Origin of the sequence: Nonomuraea gerenzanensis, from assembly GCF_020215645.1 — a bacterium.
In the GTDB taxonomy this organism is placed as follows: Bacteria; Actinomycetota; Actinomycetes; order Streptosporangiales; family Streptosporangiaceae; genus Nonomuraea; species Nonomuraea gerenzanensis.
Window position 1 is genome coordinate 9,376,627 of the sequence record NZ_CP084058.1, and the last position, 14,446, is coordinate 9,391,072.

12 protein-coding genes are annotated in these 14,446 nt (G+C 70.1%); all 12 read right to left on the bottom strand.

Going from position 1 to position 14,446, the window contains the following annotated elements:
* Nucleotides 1-10 precede the first annotated feature (10 nt).
* The gene (obgE, locus tag LCN96_RS43570; RefSeq protein WP_225268258.1) at nucleotides 11-1,363 is read right to left on the bottom strand and encodes a GTPase ObgE; all 1,353 of its coding nucleotides are present in this window, start codon (nucleotides 1,361-1,363) and stop codon (nucleotides 11-13) included.
* 292 nt (nucleotides 1,364-1,655) lie between these two features.
* Nucleotides 1,656-1,913, bottom strand: coding sequence for a 50S ribosomal protein L27 (gene rpmA / locus LCN96_RS43575; protein WP_012893687.1), 258 nt, complete (start codon nucleotides 1,911-1,913; stop codon nucleotides 1,656-1,658).
* A 15-nt stretch (nucleotides 1,914-1,928) separates the two neighbouring features.
* Complete coding sequence (gene rplU / locus LCN96_RS43580; RefSeq protein WP_080046162.1) at nucleotides 1,929-2,231, bottom strand: 50S ribosomal protein L21; 303 nt, start codon at nucleotides 2,229-2,231, stop codon at nucleotides 1,929-1,931.
* Between the two features lie 219 nt (nucleotides 2,232-2,450).
* Complete coding sequence (locus tag LCN96_RS43585) at nucleotides 2,451-5,537, bottom strand: Rne/Rng family ribonuclease (protein WP_225268259.1); 3,087 nt, start codon at nucleotides 5,535-5,537, stop codon at nucleotides 2,451-2,453.
* Nucleotides 5,538-5,819: 282 nt separating this feature from the next.
* Complete coding sequence (locus LCN96_RS43590) at nucleotides 5,820-6,572, bottom strand: TIGR03936 family radical SAM-associated protein (RefSeq protein WP_263657398.1); 753 nt, start codon at nucleotides 6,570-6,572, stop codon at nucleotides 5,820-5,822.
* Nucleotides 6,573-6,725: 153 nt separating this feature from the next.
* Complete coding sequence (locus LCN96_RS43595) at nucleotides 6,726-8,636, bottom strand: TIGR03960 family B12-binding radical SAM protein (protein WP_225268261.1); 1,911 nt, start codon at nucleotides 8,634-8,636, stop codon at nucleotides 6,726-6,728.
* A 20-nt stretch (nucleotides 8,637-8,656) separates the two neighbouring features.
* Nucleotides 8,657-8,836, bottom strand: a complete 180-nt coding sequence (locus LCN96_RS43600) for a hypothetical protein (RefSeq protein ID WP_225268262.1) — start codon at nucleotides 8,834-8,836, stop codon at nucleotides 8,657-8,659.
* A gap of 4 nt (nucleotides 8,837-8,840) precedes the next feature.
* On the bottom strand, nucleotides 8,841-10,004 hold the full coding sequence (rodA, locus tag LCN96_RS43605) for a rod shape-determining protein RodA (RefSeq protein ID WP_225276191.1): 1,164 nt from the start codon (nucleotides 10,002-10,004) through the stop codon (nucleotides 8,841-8,843).
* Between the two features lie 25 nt (nucleotides 10,005-10,029).
* Entirely contained in the window at nucleotides 10,030-12,078 is a 2,049-nt protein-coding gene (gene mrdA, locus LCN96_RS43610) for a penicillin-binding protein 2 (protein WP_225268263.1), read from the bottom strand.
* The gene (gene mreD, locus LCN96_RS43615; protein ID WP_225268264.1) at nucleotides 12,075-12,530 is read right to left on the bottom strand and encodes a rod shape-determining protein MreD; all 456 of its coding nucleotides are present in this window, start codon (nucleotides 12,528-12,530) and stop codon (nucleotides 12,075-12,077) included. The genes mrdA and mreD overlap by 4 nt, the downstream gene beginning before the upstream one ends.
* Nucleotides 12,527-13,405: a rod shape-determining protein MreC gene (gene mreC, locus LCN96_RS43620; RefSeq protein WP_225268265.1), complete on the bottom strand. Its 879-nt coding sequence runs from the start codon at nucleotides 13,403-13,405 to the stop codon at nucleotides 12,527-12,529. The genes mreD and mreC overlap by 4 nt, the downstream gene beginning before the upstream one ends.
* Nucleotides 13,405-14,436, bottom strand: coding sequence for a rod shape-determining protein (gene mreB, locus LCN96_RS43625; RefSeq protein WP_225276192.1), 1,032 nt, complete (start codon nucleotides 14,434-14,436; stop codon nucleotides 13,405-13,407). Before mreB ends, mreC begins: the two co-directional genes overlap by 1 nt.
* Between the last annotated feature and the right edge of the window lie 10 nt (nucleotides 14,437-14,446).

Consider the following 14,446-nt stretch of genomic DNA (forward strand, 5'->3'; position numbering starts at 1 on the left):
CACCCGGGCGCTACCCGAGCCGCATGTCGGTGCCTCGCGGCCCCTGCCGCGACGACTCCGCGTTCAGCGTCGGCTGCCAGTCGAAGACATAGCCGCCCTCCATGGGCCCGATGACCACCTCGGCGCCGGCCTTGGCGCCCGCCTTGGCCAGCTCGGCCTCCACGCCCAGCCGCTCCAGCCGATCCGCCAGGTAACCCACGGCCTCGTCGTTGCTGAAGTCGGTCTGCCGGATCCACCGCTCGGGCTTCTCGCCGGTGATCTGGAACAGGTTGTCGTTCACCCGCCGCACCTTGAACCCGGCCTCCCCGAGCTGCTTGGGCCGGATCACCAGCCGCGTGGGCTCCTCGATCGGCTTGTTGGCCCTGGCCGCCGCGACCCACTCGCCCATCGCGTACGTCAGCTCGCGCAACCCGTCATGCGTGGCGGCGGAGATCGTGAACACCTGCAGCCCCTTGGCCTCGAACTCGGGCCTGACCATCTCGGCCAGCTCCCGCGCGTCGGGCACGTCGGCCTTGTTCAGCACGACCATCCGCGGCCGGTCCTCGAGCTTGCCGTACTCCCGCAGCTCCGCCTCGATCACTTCGTAGTCGGTGATCGGGTCGCGCCCGGGCTCCATGGTGGCGCAGTCGATGACGTGCACGAGCATGTCGCACCGCTCGACGTGCCGCAGGAACTCGTGCCCGAGCCCCTTGCCCTGCGACGCCCCCGGGATCAGGCCGGGCACGTCGGCGACGGTGAACACGTTCTCCCCCGCGGTCACCACGCCCAGGTTGGGGATCAGGGTGGTGAACGGGTAGTCGGCGATCTTCGGCTTGGCCGCGCTCAGCGCCGCGATCAGCGAGCTCTTGCCCGCGCTCGGGAACCCGACCAGCGCCACGTCGGCGACGCTCTTCAGCTCCAGGACCACGTCGAGGCCGTCACCGGGCTCGCCGAGCAGCGCGAAGCCGGGCGCCTTGCGCTTGGTGGAGGCCAGCGCGGCGTTGCCGAGCCCGCCGTGCCCGCCCTCGGCGATCACGTACCGCGTGCCGGCGCCCACGAGGTCCACCAGCACCTCGCCGGTGGTGGCGTCCTTCACCACGGTGCCGTTCGGCACGGGCAGGATCACGTCCTCGCCGTTGGCGCCGTCACGGTTGGAGCCCTGGCCCTGCTTGCCGTTCTCGGCCTTGCGGTGCGGGCGGCGGTGGTAGTCGAGCAGGGTGGCGGTGTTGGGGTCGACCTCGAGGATCACGTCGCCGCCCCGCCCGCCGTCGCCGCCGTCGGGGCCACCCAGTGGCTTGAACTTCTCCCGGTGGATGGAGGCACACCCGTTCCCTCCGTCACCGGCCCTGATGTGAAGGACCACCTGGTCCACGAAGTCCGGCATCCCCGCATCCTCCATCACCCCGCCAGGGGGCATCTCATTCCAACGTCAAGGCCGCCGGGCGGGCGCCCGTACGAACGCCCCTACCCACCGGCCACCTCATCCCGCCGCCCGCCTCGGCACTCCCCGCCGCGGGCACCGGGGCACGCCACCGCACCAACAGCCGAACCCGCCCGCACGGCCGCATCATGCAACCCCGCTCATCCCCCCGGAAAACGCCAAGGGGTGGATCGACATCCGATCGAGTCGATCCACCCCTGAAGCAACAAACCCGAAGGCCGGGAAGCAGGAAGCCCTACTCCGCGACGGGAACGATGCTCACGGCCCGACGGCCGCGCTTGACACCGAACTGCACGTGACCGGCGGCCAGCGCGAACAGCGTGTCATCGCCACCACGGCCGACGTTGTCGCCGGGGTGGAAGTGGGTGCCGCGCTGACGGACGATGATCTCGCCCGCGTTGACCAGCTGGCCACCGAAGCGCTTGACGCCCAGCCGCTGGGCGTTGGAGTCACGACCGTTCCGGGTGGACGACGCGCCCTTCTTGTGTGCCATCTCTCAAACTCCCGTTCAGGCCTGCTCGATACCGGTGATCTTCACCTGGGTGTACCGCTGGCGGTGACCCTGGCGCTTCTTGTAACCGGTCTTGTTCTTGTACTTGAGGATGCGGATCTTCGGGCCCTTGGTCTCGCCCAGAATCTCGGCGTTGACCGTGAACTTGCCCGCCTCGGTGGTCACATCGCCGTCGTTGACGACGAGCACCGTCGGCAGCGAAACCGAAGAGCCGACCTCGCCGGCGACCTTGTCCACCTCGAGGACGTCACCGACGGAGACCTTCTGCTGCCTGCCGCCGCAACGAACGATCGCGTACACCGCGGAACCCTTCTACTGACTCACTGTTGTCTTCGAACATCGGCCGCCTCACGGAGAGGCGACCGCCGAATGCTGCGCCGTCATTCGGCCGGTCTCAAAACCCGACGAACCGAGTAAGCGCGCCAACAGGGCACGTCACCTGACGCACCGATTCACCAGGGTACCGGATTAACGGGCCCCTAGGCGAACCGGACGGATCGTCGGAAGTCCGCCGAGCAGCTACTCGGCCGACTTGGCTCGGCGAGAGCGTCGCCGCCCCCTGCCGGAAGTCTGGTTTGCCTGGTCGTCCTCGGCCGGGACGTCTTCAAGCGCACCGGTCACGGTATCACGGCTGGAGGAGTCCTTGGCCGCGGAAACCTTGTCCGTGACCGCCTTCTCGATCGCCATCTTCCCCTGCGTGCCGCGCGGCTCCGGCTTGCTCTCCACCGGCTCCGTGGAGACCAGCAGGCCACGCCCGTTGCAGCAGTCGCACGGCGTCGAGAATGCCTCCAGCAGCCCCTGGCCGACCCGCTTACGCGTCATCTGGACCAGCCCCAGCGAGGTGACCTCGGCCACCTGGTGCTTGGTCCTGTCGCGCGCCAGGCACTCGAGCAGCCGCCGCAGCACCAGGTCGCGGTTGGACTCCAGCACCATGTCGATGAAGTCGATGACGATGATGCCGCCGATGTCACGCAGCCTGAGCTGGCGGACGATCTCCTCGGCCGCCTCCAGGTTGTTCCTGGTGACGGTCTCCTCCAGGTTGCCGCCCTGGCCGGTGAACTTGCCGGTGTTGACGTCGACGACGGTCATCGCCTCGGTGCGGTCGATCACCAGCGAGCCACCGCTGGGCAGCCACACCTTGCGCTCCATCGCCTTGCCGAGCTGCTCGTCGATCCGGTACGACTCGAACACGTCGCCGTGCTCGCCCTGGTCCCACTTCGACAGGCGCTCACCCAGGTGCGGGGCGACGTACTTGACGTACTCGTCCACCGTGTCCCAGGCGTCGTCGCCCTGGACGACCAGGTTCGTGAAGTCCTCGTTGAAGACGTCACGCACGACCCGGATGGTCAGGTCGGGCTCGGCCGACAGCAGCTCGGGCGGGCTGGCCGACTTGGCCTTCTTCTGGATGTTCTCCCACTGCGCCGACAGCCTGGCCACGTCGCGGGCCAGCTCGTCCTCGGATGCGCCCTCGGCCGCCGTGCGCACGATCACGCCGGCGTTCTCCGGCATGACCTTCTTCAGGATGCTCTTGAGCCGCGTCCGCTCCTTGTCGGGCAGCTTGCGGCTGATGCCGGTCATCGACCCGTCCGGCACGTACACGAGGTAACGCCCGGGAAGGCTGATCTGCGAGGTGAGCCGGGCGCCCTTGTGGCCGATCGGGTCCTTCGTGACCTGCACGAGCACCGACTGGCCGGACTTCAGCGCCGACTCGATCCGCTTCGGCTGGCCCTCCAGCCCGGCGGTGTCGAAGTTCACCTCACCGGCGTACAGGACGGCGTTCCTGCCCTTGCCGATGTCCACGAACGCCGCCTCCATCGAGGGCAGCACGTTCTGCACCTTGCCGAGGTAGACGTTGCCGACGTACGACTGGCTGGCCTCACGGTTGACGTAGTGCTCCACGAGCACGCCGTCCTCCAGCACCGCGATCTGCGTGCGGTCGCCCTGCCTGCGCACCACCATCATGCGGTCCACGGACTCGCGGCGGGCCAGGAACTCCGACTCGGTGATGATCGGCGGACGCCGCCGGCCGAGCTCGCGCCCCTCGCGGCGGCGCTGCTTCTTGGCCTCCAGCCGCGTCGAGCCGCGCACGCTCTGCACGCCGTCGGTGGCGGTGTCGAGCGCCGCCGAACGGCCGGAGCGCGGTGCGCGGATGCGCACCACGGTGTTCGGCGGGTCGTCGCTGGCCGGCTCGGCGCCCTCCTCGGTGCCCCGGCGACGGCGGCGACGGCGGCGCCGCGAGGAGGAGGCCTCCTCGTCCTGGCCCTCCTCGGCCTGCTCCTCGTCGCCCTCCTCCTCGGAGTCCTCGCCGTCCTCGGCCTCGTCACGCTCGCGCGCCTTGCCGCGGCCCCTGCCGCCCCTGCGGCGGCGCCGGCGGCGGCTGCCGCCCTCCTCTTCCTCCTGGTCGTCGGAGGTGTCGAGGTCGGTCTCGTCCTCGGTCACGGTCTCGTCGACCGGCTCCTCGGCCTCCTCGGGCTCGGGAGCGGGCTCCGGCTCGGCCTTGCGCTGCACGACCGGCTTGGCACGGCTGGGGTCGGGCGCCTGGAACAGCGGCGCGAAGATGGCCGCCGGCCGCTGGAAGGCGGCGCTGCCCGGCTCGACCTCCCTGCGCGCGGACAGCCCGAAGGGGTCGGCGAGCAGGCTCGGCCGCACGGTGTCCTCGTCGAGGTCCTCACCGGCGGGCTCGTCGTCGAGCGGCTCGTCCTCGGGCAGGATCTCCAGAATGTCCTCGTCGCCCTCGTCGTCGGCAGCGGCCTCGCCCGTCTGAACGGCACCGCCCGCAGAAGCAGCCTCGCCGCCCCGAACGGCCCCGGCACCGGCCTCGCCGCCACGGACGGCTCCTGTACCGGCCGCGCCGCTCACACCGGCTCCTGCATCGGCCCCTGTACCGGCCTCACCACTCGCACCGGCCCCGGCAGCCTCCGCGCCGTCGGCCGCAACGGCCCCGGCCGGCTCACCAGCCGCCGCCCCGGCCTTGCCGGCCTTCGCGGTCGTCGTCTTACGCGTACGGCGCCGCGCCGTCGGAGCAGCCTCTTCCTCCACACCGGCGACACCGGCGGTCACGTCCCCGACCGGCGCCTCAGCCGCACCACCGGCGGGCGCCACCACTTCGGCCCCCTCGACGGACCGCGCCTCGGCACCAGCCCCCTCGGCAGCACCCACCTCGGCACCGGCTCCCTCGGCGGCAGGCACCCCGGTCTCTTCCGCCTCGGCCTTCTTGCGCGTCCTGCGCCGCTTCACCGGCGCCTCCGCGACCTCCTCGGCAGCCTCACCGGCCACTCCCTCAACGGGAGCGGCGGCCTCCGCCTCGGCCTCCGCGGCCTTCTTCGTCGTACGCCGCCGCGTCGTCGCGGTCGAACGCGTCCTCGTAGCTCTCTTCGGCTTCTCCTCCGCGGCCTCGGCCACGGCATCGGCGACAGCCGCCTCGACCGGGCTCACGACCGGGCTCACGCCCTCGGTCGTGGCGGCGCCGGTCTCAGCACCGCTCTCCGCGGCCTCGATCACCTCAGGCGCGGGCTCACCGGCGGCACGCTGCGCGGCAGTGCGCTGCACCGCCTGCACGTCGGCCACGGACGGCGCGGCCTGCGCGGCGACGACCGTGACCGGCACGGAGGCCGGCTCCTCGGGCAACTCCGGCGGAGGACCCGCAGGACGGCTGGCGGAGCGGCGACGCTTGGTCACCTCGGGCTGTTCAATTGTCTCCCCGTCAGGGCCAGTGGCCCCGGCGTTGGGCTCGTTGTCGAGCATGCGGGCGCTCTCCCGTCAGCTCCCGGGCGCGTCGCCGCGCCGCGCAGGAGCCCTCGTGTCTCGTTGTCCGCCGGCGCTCCCACAAGGAGCGCGCCGGCGCCAAGTCCTGTCAGCGGTCGTGCCCGGCTCATGCCGGTCACGTCCTTAACCGGCGACGTGCTCACTCGCCGGCCCCGCCTCGCCGCCGCGCGTGGTGTCGCGGTCCAGGTCGAGCGGATCGGCAAGTGCACCGGTGCTCGCGTCGAGCGGCCCCTGCGCCAGCCTGGTCACCTCGGGGGGAACCGGCGGCGCGAAGTCGGCCACAAGGCGCAGCCCTGTGAGCACATCGTCGGGTCGAACGGCAGGCGTCATGTGCCGAACAACCATGCGCAGTATGACACACGGCTCTCGATGCACCTGAGCTGCGGTTCTGTCTGCTCCCTCGGACACCACGAGCCCCAGGACCGCCTGCCGCGCGTCGAAGCGGCGGGGACCCTTCTTGGTCAGGCGCTCGACTTCCACCGTGCCTGCCGCGAGGAACTTCTGCACCGCCACCTCGGCGAGCTCGCGATCGGCACCGGGCAGCCGCACCTCCCAGTCGGAGACCTCCAAGCGGTCGGCCAGCCCACCCTGCCCCGCCTCCACTACGTCGAGCACATCGAGCCCGGACGGCAACGACTCGTCCAGGTCCTGTCTGACCTGGGCGGGGTCGCACGGCGTGGTAACACCGATCTCGAGGTACTCGGCTTCGCTGGCGACGCCGGTCGGCGCCGCGCCCGCGTAGGAGATCTTCGGGTGGGGCGAGAAGCCCGCGCTGTAGGCCACCGGAATGCCGGCACGGCGGACCGCTCTCTCAACGGCCCGCGAGATGTCGCGGTGGCTGGTGAAGCGCAGGCGGCCGCGCTTGGCGTAACGCACACGCAGGCGTTGCACCGTGGGCGCGGGCGGAGGCCCTTCGGGAACAGGTTTCAGAGCTTGTCGTCCTTCCCTTGTAAGAGTTCCTTCGTCTCAGGATAAGCCGCTGCGGCGGATGAACGTGTACGCCGTGACACGGCTCGCCCACTGAGCGCGCTAGACCACCGTAAGAGGAAGGAGTTTCCGCCCCGTGGGGCCGATCTGGATCTCGGTGCCCATGGTCGGGCAGACCCCGCAGTCGTAGCACGGAGTCCAGCGGCAGTCTTCGACCTCACCGCCGGTGACGGCCTCCTGCCAGTCCTGCCACAACCATTCGCGGTCGAGCCCGGCGTCGAGGTGGTCCCACGGCAGGACCTCGTTCTCCTCCCGCTCGCGCGTGGTGTACCAGTCGACGTCGACGCCCGCCTTCTCGGCGGCCGTCATCCAGCGCTCGTAGGAGAAGTGCTCGCTCCAGCCGTCGAACCGGCCGCCGTCCTCCCAGACGGCCCTGATCACGGCGCCGACCCTGCGGTCGCCCCGCGACAGCAGGCCCTCCACGATGGACGGCTTGCCGTCGTGGTAGCGGAAGCCGATGGCCCGGCCGTAGTTCTTGTCGCCTCTGAGCGAGTCGCGCAGTGCCTTGAGCCGCCGGTCGACGGTCTCGTGGTCGGCCTGGCCCGCCCACTGGAACGGGGTGTGCGGCTTGGGCACGAAGCCGCCGATGGAGACCGTGCAGCGGATGTCGCGGCTGCCGGTCGCCTCCCGGCCCGCCTGGATGACCTTCTTGGCCAGGTCGGCGATGCCGAGCACGTCTTCGTCCTGCTCGGTGGGGAGCCCGCACATGAAGTAGAGCTTGACCTGGCGCCACCCCTGCGAATATGCCGTGGTGACGGTGCGGATCAGGTCTTCCTCGGTGACCATCTTGTTGATCACCTTGCGCATGCGCTCCGAGCCGCCCTCGGGCGCGAACGTCAGGCCCGAGCGCCTGCCGTTCCTGGAGAACTCGTTGGCCAGGTCGATGTTGAACGCGTCGACCCGGGTCGAGGGCAGCGACAGCGAGGTGTTGGTGCCCTCGTAGCGGTCGGCCAGGCCCTTGGCGACCTCGCCGATCTCGGAGTGGTCGGCGGACGACAGGGACAGCAGGCCGACCTCGTTGAAGCCGGACTCCTTGATGCCGTTGTCGACCATCGCGCCGATCGTGGTGATGGACCGCTCGCGCACCGGCCGCGTGATCATGCCGGCCTGGCAGAACCGGCAGCCGCGCGTGCAGCCGCGGAAGATCTCCACGCTGAACCGCTCGTGCACCGTCTCGGCCAGCGGCACCAGCGGTTTCTTCGGATAGGGCCACTCGTCGAGATCCATCACGGTGTGCTTGTGCACCCGCCAGGGCACGTCGGCCCTGTTGGGCGCGACCCGCTTGATGCGGCCGTCAGGGTGATACTCGACGTCGTAGAACTTGGGCACGTAGACGCCGCCGGACTCGGCGAGCCGCATCAGCAGCTCGTCACGCCCGCCGGGCCTGCCCTCGGCCTTCCACTCGCGGATGACCTCGGAGATGGCGATGGAGATCTGCTCCCCGTCGCCGAGCACGGCCGCGTCGAGGAAGTCGGCGATGGGCTCGGGGTTGAAGGCCGCGTGGCCGCCCGCGAGCACGATCGGGTCGTCTTCGCCCCGGTCGACCGCCAGCATCGGGATGCCGGCCAGGTCGAGCGCGGTCAGCAGGTTGGTGTAGCCGAGCTCGGTCGAGAACGACACGCCGAGCACGTCGAAGGCGCGCACCGGGCGGTGCGCGTCCACGGTGAACTGCGGGAGCCCTTCGGCCCGCATGAGCTCCTCGAGATCGGGCCAGACCGCGTAGGTGCGCTCGGCCAGCGTGCCGGGAAGCTCGTTGAGAATCTCGTAGAGGATGGCCACGCCCTGGTTGGGCAGCCCGACCTCGTAGGCGTCCGGGTACATCAGCGCCCACCGCACGTCCGCCGAGTCCCAGTCCTTGACGGTCGAGTTGAGCTCACCCCCGACATACTGGATGGGCTTCTGCACCTTGGGCAGCAGCGCTTCCAGGCGGTGGAAAATCGACTCGACAGGCATACCGTCAAGGGTAGCGGCGCTCAGACGGTGGCAGGGCCGGTGACGTCTATGTCGTTTCCGCTGAGCACCACGAGGTGGTGTCCTTCGTAGCAGGTCAGCTCGACGGCGATGATCCCGCTCTCCAGGTTGTGCAAGGCGACGACGTGATTCGCGGGCAGCAGAAAGCGATCGCCGCACTCATCGCAAAAGGCCAGGAACATACTTCTAATTAAACGACTGTCTTCGCACTCTGATGGCCTGCAGCAGCCCGATCGCAATGAGATTGGCAAAAGTAGCGGTGCCGCCATACGACACGAAGGGCAGCGGCAGCCCGGTGATCGGCATGATCCCGATCGTCATGCCCACATTGATGAACGTCTGGAAGGCGAACCAGCACACGATCGTGCCCGCGACCAGTGTCCCGAACCGGTCCTCGCACTGCCTGGCGATCTTCAGCCCGCGCAGCAGCACCACGCCGAGCAGCAGCACCACCGTGACCGATCCGAGGAACCCGAACTCCTCCCCCGCCACGGTGAAGATGAAGTCGGTGTGCTGCTCCGGCACGAACCGCCCGGTCGTCTGCCCGCCGCCGAGCAGCCCCTTGCCCAGGAGCTGCCCGGAGCCGATCGCGATCATCGACTGCGTGCTGTTGTAGCCGACCCCGCGCGGGTCCACGCTCGGATCGACGAACGCGGTGAACCGCGCCACCTGGTACGGCTCCAGCATCTGGAAGTAGAACACCGAGAACACCCCGAGGCCGGCCACCAGCGTCAGCGCCCCGATCCACCGCTTGCGCATGCCCGCGATGATCAGCCCGGAGGCCGTGATCACCGCCAGCACCATCGCGGTGCCCAGGTCGGGCTGGAGCATGACCAGCCCCACCGTGACGCCCGCGGCGAGGAGCGCCAGCGTCACGTCGAGCCCGCGCGGCCGATCGCTGCCCTCGGCCGGCTGGGCCAGCAACATCGCGATGATGAGCAGCAACCCGACCTTGGCGAACTCCGACGGCTGCACCGCGAAGCCGCCACCGAGCAGGATCCAGGAGTGCGATCCGTTGATCGTCGCCCCCAGAGGCGTGATCACCAGCCCCAGCCCGACCAGCGACAGCAGGAACACCAGCGGCGCGTACGCCCGCATCGCCCGATGGTCGACCATGGCCACGATGCCGCACAGCACCACGCCGATCGTCTCGTTGAGCAGGTGTTTCTTCACCAGCCCCGTCGAGCCCGGCGCCCACGTGCGAGTGGACGACCACACCAGCAGCGTGCCGATCACGCACAGCCCGGCCACCGCGACCAGCATCAGCCCGTCGAGCCGGCGCACGGTCGAATTCTCGGCGGTGATCCGCCGCAGCAGTGAGGGCCTCCGGACGGCCGCCGTCCGCGCCATCACCCCCGGCCTCCCCTACGCGCGCTCATCCCCGGATCACCATTCCGTCAGGGGCGAAGCGCGGCAGTCTGGTGGTCAGCCGCCCGCCGTTGGACACCGCGGGCTTGCGCTTGATGCCGTAGATCCCCTCATAGATCTCCCGTACGGCCGGCGCCGCCGTCTGCGCGCCCATCCCGCCCTGGGACACCATCGCGACCACCACGTACTGCGGGTTCTTCGTCGGTGCGAACGACGCGAACCACGAGGTGTCCTGCTTGCCCCAGACCTCGGCGGTGCCGGTCTTGCCGCCGACGCGCACCTTGTTCATCGGGAACCCGGCGAAGGCCCCGGCCGCCGTACCGTCGGCGGCCACCTGGCTGAGCGCGTGCTTGATGTAGAGGCGCTCCTTATCGCTGATCGGCAGCTTGCCCACCACCGGCACGGGGATGGTCCTGACCACCTTGCCGTCGGGCCGCACCTGCGCCCACCCGATGCGCGGGCTGCGCACCTTGCCGTCGCTCACCAGCGCCATGTAAGCCCTGGCCAGTTGCATCGGCGTGACCAGCACGTCGCCCTGCCCGATGGAGAAGTTGGCCGAGTCGCCCGGCCGCAGCAGGAACCCCTCGGTGCAGTTCTCCAGCGCCAGCCGCTTCAGGAACTCGGCCCGCGCCCTGTCCTTCACCTCCGGATACCCCTTGCGCGACCGCTCGCAGTTGACCGCGCTGGTCTGGTTCCACAGGTCCTTCTTCCAGGCCCGGTCGGGGATGCGCCCTCCTGACTCGCCCGGCAGGTCCACGCCGGTCGGGCTGCCGAAGCCGAACGCCCGCGCCGTGTTGGCGAACACCTCCCGAGGCTTGCGCTTCGGTGTGCGCCCGCCGTCCTTCAGATACTGCTCGTACGCCGCCCGATAGAAGATCGTGTCGCACGACTTGACCAGCGCCGTGTGCAGGCTGAGCGTGCCCAGCGCGATGCCGCGGAAGTTGTTGAACGCCCGGCCGCCCACCGCGTACGAGCCGGGGCAGGAGTAGTGACCGTTGAGCGGATATCCGGCACGCAGCATGGCCGCCACCGACGAGACCTTGAACGTCGAACCGGGCGCGAACTGCCCGTTGATCGCCCGCGACACGAGCGGCTTGCCGGACTTCTCCGACAACAGCCACTGGTAGCCCCGCGCCGAGATCCCGCCCGCCCAGATCTCCGGGTCGTACCCGGGGGCGCTGGCCAGCGCCACCACCCGCCCGCTGCGCGCGTCGAGCACGACCGCGGCCCCGCCGTCGGCCGACGGCGCCGACTTCATCGCCTTGTCGAGCGCCTTCTCGGTCACCGCCTGCACGCGGGAGTCGATGCTGGTCACAAGGTGGTCGCCGGGGACGGGAGTGATCTGCTCCTCCACCCCGAGCGCCTTGCCCATGCGATCGACCTGCACCCTGCGCAGCCCGGACTTGCCCCGCAGCGCCTCGTCGTAGACGTATTCGAGCCCGTCGCGGCCCGCCAGGTCCACGCCGGAGAAGCTGGCCTTCAGCCCTTCGCGCTTCTCCAGCTCGGCCTCGGTGACGGGCTGCAGGTAACCGAGCATCTGCGCGCCGGCCCTGCCGCCGGGATACTGCCGCACGGAGTGGATCTCCGCCGTCACGCCGGGGAACTCCTCCTGCCGCTCCAGGATCTGCAGCGCCTCGCGCGTGTCGACCTTCTCGTCGAGCGGCACCGGCTGGTACGGCGAGCCGGTCCAGCACGGCTTGCCCACGCCGGGGCCGCAGGGCGTGATGCGCTGCTGCAGGTCCGACACCGGCCGCCCGAGCACCTCCGACAGCTTGCGCAGCACCTTGACGCCGCCGTCCTTCATCCTCGACAGCCTGGTCCTGTCGACGGAGACGACCAGCGCGGTCTTGTTGCGCACCAGCGGCCGGCCCGACGAGTCGAGGATCTGCCCGCGCACGGCCGGCACGATCACGGCCCGCGTCCGGGTCTCCGTGGCCCGCGTCACGAACTCCTGCCCGCGCACCACCTGCACCTGCCACAGCCGCACCGCCAGCACGACGAGCAGCGTCAGCACCAGCACGTGCAGCGCCAGCAGCCGGGCCCGCATCCTGCTCATGGCGCGAATCTCTTTCTGGTGGTCAGCCAGATCACGGCCGGCGAGACCAGCAGCGTGTAGACGATCGTCACCGGCGCCTGCTCGGTCAGCGTGGCCATCGTCACGCGGGGATCGGAGATCAACCCGCCCACGACCGCCGCCAGCAGCGGCGCCATCAGCACGCACAGCACGACGGTCGTCACGGGACCTCCCGCACCGCGCCCGGCCACATAACCCACCAGCGCCAGCACGAACGCGTACTGGCCCATGAGATGCGCGGTCGGCGGCATGACGTCGACCAGCAGCCCCGCGCAGAACCCGAGCACCGCCCCCGGCGCCGGCCCCCTGACCATGGCCGCCCCGATGACGACCAGCAGCACCAGGTCGGGCGCCCCACCCGCGGGCAGCGGCACCCGGTTGACGAGCATCACCTGCGCCAGCAACGCCAGCACGACGGAAACACCCCCGATCACCGCGCACCCTCCTTGGGGGGCAGCACCGCGTCACGCGGGTCCCGCTTCGGCGCCTGCACCACCACGCCCACCACGTCGAGCGCCGTCAGATCCGCGTACGGCCGCGCGTACGCGATGCGGGTCAGCTCCCCCGGCGTGGACTCCACCCGCTCGATCACCCCGATCGGCACCCCCGGCACATACGGCCTGCTGTGCTGCGAGCCGAAGCTCACGATCCGCCCGCCCCTGCTCATCGCCGCCGTGGAGTCGAGCAACCGGAACTGCACCAGCCGCCCGTGCTCGCCCACCCCGTGCACGACGCCGATCTCCTTGCCGCCCTCCAGCCGCGCCCCGGCGGCCGAGGCGGGATCGCTGATCAGCAACACCGTGGAGGTGCGGGACGAGGCGTGCAGCACCCGCCCGACCAGCCCGTCGCCGTTGAGCACGGTCATCTCCGGCCGCACCCCGTCGCTCGTGCCGACGTCGAGCTGCACCGCGTCCTCGAAGCCCGGCTGCCCGCGCCTGGCGATGACGTTGCCCGGGACCACCTTGTATCCTCCGGCCCCGGCCAGCCCGACCAGCTTGTCGAGCTCCTTGGAGCGGTCGGCGTCGAGCTTGCCCGCCAGCAGCCCCGAGCGCAGCTTGGCGTTCTCGGCCTTCAGCGCCTCGATGCGCTCCCTGGCGGCGGGCGCGGTCAGGATCGCGTGCACGAACGTGCTCACGGGACGCAGCACCCCGCCCCCGAACTGCTCCGCCGTGCCGAACAGGTAGGATCCGGCCGCGCGCAGCGGGCGCAGCGGCGAGCTGTCACCGGTGCGGTGGTCGACGGTCAGGATGACCAGCGCCGCCGTCAGCAGCGCTCCCAGGATCAGCCGGGCACGGCGTGAATCTCTCATCAGTGTCGCGACTCCGGCACCAGGACCTGCTGCAGGGCCTCGAACTCCTCGGCGCACTTGCCGGAACCGATCGCCACCGAGTCGAGGGCGTTGTCGACCAGGTGGACGGGCATGCCCGTCTCGACCTTGACCCGCTCGTCGAGCCCCTTGAGCAGGGCCCCGCCACCGGTGAGCGCGATGCCGCGGTCCATGATGTCGCCGGACAGCTCGGGCGGGCACTTGTCGAGTGTGGTCTTGACCGCGTCGACGATGGCGTTGACCGGCTCCTCGGTGGCCCTTCTGATCTCCTCGCTGGACACGATGATCGTCTTGGGCAGCCCGCTGACCAGGTCGCGCCCGCGAACCTCCGCGTGCGCCTCCTCACCGAGCGGGCAGGCGGAGCCGATGGCGATCTTGATCTCCTCGGCGGTGCGCTCGCCGAGCATCAGCGAGAACTCCTTCTTGGCGAACGCGATCACCGCCTGGTCGAGCTCGTCGCCGCCGATCCTGATCGACTGGCTGGTCACCACGCCGCCCATCGAGATGATCGCCACCTCGGTGGTGCCGCCGCCGATGTCGACCACCATGTTGCCGGTCGGCTCGTGCACCGGCAGCCCGGCCCCGATGGCGGCGGCCATCGGCTCCTCGACGATGTAGACCTTTCTGGCCCCCGCCTGATAGCCGGCCTCTTTCACCGCCCGCTGCTCAACGCTGGTGATGCCGCTCGGCACGGCGATGATGATGCGCGGTTTGGCGAAATGTCGCCGCCGATGCACCCGTTGAATGAAATATCGCAACATCCGCTCTGTGACGTCGAAATCCGCGATCACACCGTCCTTGAGCGGACGGACCGCGATGATGTTGCCAGGTGTTCGGCCGATCATCCGTTTGGCCTCGATGCCGACCGCCACGATTTTGCCGGTCGCCGTGTTGATCGCGACGACTGATGGCTCGTTGAGCACGATGCCACGGCCACGCACATACACCAGCGTGTTGGCGGTGCCCAGGTCGACCGCCATGTCACGGCCGAGGAACGCGAGCTTGCTGCCCATGGGGAACGGA

Excerpts from the sequence above, each read along its gene's own strand:
- obgE (WP_225268258.1), bottom strand. The coding sequence starts at position 1,363 with ATGCCGGACTTCGTGGACCAGGTGGTCCTTCACATCAGGGCCGGTGAC.
- rpmA (WP_012893687.1), bottom strand. The coding sequence starts at position 1,913 with ATGGCACACAAGAAGGGCGCGTCGTCCACCCGGAACGGTCGTGACTCC.
- LCN96_RS43595 (WP_225268261.1), bottom strand. The coding sequence starts at position 8,636 with ATGCCTGTCGAGTCGATTTTCCACCGCCTGGAAGCGCTGCTGCCCAAG.
- LCN96_RS43600 (WP_225268262.1), bottom strand. The coding sequence starts at position 8,836 with ATGTTCCTGGCCTTTTGCGATGAGTGCGGCGATCGCTTTCTGCTGCCC.
- rodA (WP_225276191.1), bottom strand. The coding sequence starts at position 10,004 with ATGGCGCGGACGGCGGCCGTCCGGAGGCCCTCACTGCTGCGGCGGATC.
- mrdA (WP_225268263.1), bottom strand. The coding sequence starts at position 12,078 with ATGAGCAGGATGCGGGCCCGGCTGCTGGCGCTGCACGTGCTGGTGCTG.
- mreC (WP_225268265.1), bottom strand. The coding sequence starts at position 13,405 with ATGAGAGATTCACGCCGTGCCCGGCTGATCCTGGGAGCGCTGCTGACG.
- mreB (WP_225276192.1), bottom strand. The coding sequence starts at position 14,436 with ATGGGCAGCAAGCTCGCGTTCCTCGGCCGTGACATGGCGGTCGACCTG.